Source organism: Vibrio sp. Of7-15 (assembly GCF_022347565.1).
In the GTDB taxonomy this organism is placed as follows: Bacteria; Pseudomonadota; Gammaproteobacteria; order Enterobacterales; family Vibrionaceae; genus NORP241.
On record NZ_JAKRGH010000064.1, the window covers coordinates 1 to 2,622 of the forward strand.

The window sequence follows — 2,622 nt, forward strand, 5'->3', positions numbered from 1 at the left end:
TGCTGAGTCATGGTCTTCACCTTTCGCATTAGGGCCTTAACATTCCAAGCATGGCTCATGGCCATGTGAAGTGGTAGGGGGAGACCATCTCATCACCTTAATTGGGCGTTATGCGTACTAAGCCAGAATTCTTTCTCTCTGTTCAACGGTAGAAACGAAGCATTTTTACTTGTTGAAATGAGAAACTCTCTTTGGGGCTTATCTAACATTCATCTTAGTTCTCGTTGCTTAATGGTGTTTTTAATTTCATGGCTTTTAGGTGCGAGTTTATGGCGTCATTGTTCGTAGTTTTCAGCCGTGAAATTCGTATTTTTGAGTGGCGTGGTTTTCAGTTTTAACTATTGGCAGTGGTTTGTTTTTGTTAACAAAATTCGTCAGCTACTGGTTGTTTGATTCGCTTAATTCAGGCTGGTCAATTAGAATTGGTTTTTAGATTATTTTGGCCAATCAGTTCTTTGCCAAGTGGCGGTAGCGTTCAAAAGGTACGCATAAGGGTAACATGACAGAATTTGACTACGGTATATTAGTAGTAAAAAGTGGTAAGTATGCTGGTCGTATTTGTTATTATGATGACGATACATGGGATGATGATTTAGACATTGAAGTTGCGGTTGTTTATTTTGGGGAAATGTCGCAGTGTCGAAAGTACTTTTGTATTCCTTTTACTTGTCTTGCATACCCAACAACAGAAGATCTAAAAAATAGAAGAAATCTATTGCGTAATAGTATCGGTTTAATCGAACCTAAGCATCTACGCAACTATGAAATCACAGAGTTACATCTCATTGAGTCAACTCTGTATGAATGGCTATTATCAGCAAGGTATCAAGAAGTGGAGCAAGGAAAAAAAGTATTTATATCTCATTCATCAAAAGACAAAGACTTTGTTCGTTGGTTAAGTTCTGACTTATCCAATGCTGGACACACGCCATGGTTAGATGAATGGCAAATAAAGGTTGGTGATTCAATACCGGAGAAAATTGGGTCAGGTCTAGATGATGCAGATGCTATTATATTGGTGCTTTCTCAAAATGCTGTCGAATCAAAGTGGGTTGAACGAGAGTGGCACTCAATGTATTGGGACGAGATTGAGTCTGGCAATATTATGGTCTTACCAATATTGTATCAGGACTGTAAAATTCCTCGTCTACTTAAAATGAAGAAATATGCAAATTTCATTCAGGACTACAATTCAGGCTTAGAAGACGTCTTGCTTGCGTTGAAATAATACTCATAACAAGATGATTGGACTCCTCACCCCCAATCCGCCTATGTTTAAATAGGAAACAATACGGGAGTCTGATTATGAAAAATCTCATTATTGGCGTTGATCTAGCCGCTAAGGTTATCCAAGTCTGCGTTTATGCAGATAAAAAGGTGCAATCTAACCGAGAAATGACACCGAAACAGTTCAGCGGTTATCTCAGTAATCTTTCGCCCTCTCTGGTGGTGTTTGAAGCTTGTGCGAGTTCTAATTATTGGAACCAAATCGCCACATCTTTAGGTCATACTTCGAAGCTAATTTCCTCTCGTTTAGTCAAAGCGGTTCGTCAGAATCAAAAAACAGATAAAAATGACGCTTTAGCGATCATTCAAGCCTCACAGTTACCTGAAATAACTTTCGTTTCTGGTAAGACGAATAGCCAACAGCAAGCGCAGTCAATGCTTAAATTACGAGAGCAAGCCGTTAAACAGCGGACGGCATTAAAGAATCAGTTAATAGGATTGATGAGGGAGTTTAATCTTCCTGTTTCGAGAAATCAGCAAGGCTTTATTCAATCGATAGAGCTGATTTTGGAAGACGCGGACAATGAGTTAACAGCGGCTTTTAGACAAATGCTGAAAGTGTCACTCGACCTATATTTGGCTTTGTGTGAAGCCATTGATACTTATGACCATGCCCTTGAGCAATGGATGAGATCAATCCAAGAATGCCGAAAGTTAATGAAGATTGAAGGTATAGGGAAATTAAACGCTATTCATTTGTACATTGCTTTGGCGTCAGGAGAGTTAGGCCAGTTTAAAAAGGGAAAAGATGTTTCCGCTTGTATTGGCTTAACGCCACTCCAACATTCTTCTGGTGGTAAAGCGAAGTTGGGACATATTGATAAACGGAAAAACTCAACGTTGCGCAGTCTATTAATTACTGGTGCAATGTCTGTGGTTCAGCAAGTCGTAAAACGCGATGCTAAAACGAAGAAAGAGCAATGGTTACAAGCATTAGTGGTGCGTAGAGGTAAAAAATGTGCTGCGGTTGCCTTGGCAAATAAAACAGTCCGTACCGCTTTTGCTATGCTTAAATTTGATACGGAATATAGAGCATCTGTGCTCTGACAATTTGACAAAATGAAGCGTAAGATAAAAGTTAGGTGATACAGAATAGTCGAAAGAGGAAAAGCTCTCTAACAAGCTTTGTACCCTGACAGCCGAAATTATCATTGAGCAGAGGTAGCGCCTCAATAGTAGCTCGTATATAAGCACGCGAATATCTATCGCTCTTTTGTTGAAACGGGGAGTCCATATAAACGACTATGGCGTCAATAACTAATTTTTAGCTGTGCTTTCATCCCACATGACGCCATCTCGTAGCATTGAGTTTAGGATAACGACCATCTTACGAAC

At 39.7% G+C, this 2,622-nt stretch carries 2 protein-coding genes; both read left to right on the forward strand.

The window, feature by feature from the left end; genetic code table 11:
* The first annotated feature begins 499 nt into the window (after window positions 1-499).
* Window positions 500-1,228, forward strand: coding sequence for a toll/interleukin-1 receptor domain-containing protein (locus MHO82_RS25625; protein WP_239189440.1), 729 nt, complete (start codon window positions 500-502; stop codon window positions 1,226-1,228).
* Between the two features lie 77 nt (window positions 1,229-1,305).
* Window positions 1,306-2,334, forward strand: coding sequence for an IS110 family transposase (locus MHO82_RS25630; protein WP_239189442.1), 1,029 nt, complete (start codon window positions 1,306-1,308; stop codon window positions 2,332-2,334).
* The last annotated feature ends 288 nt before the right edge of the window (window positions 2,335-2,622 follow it).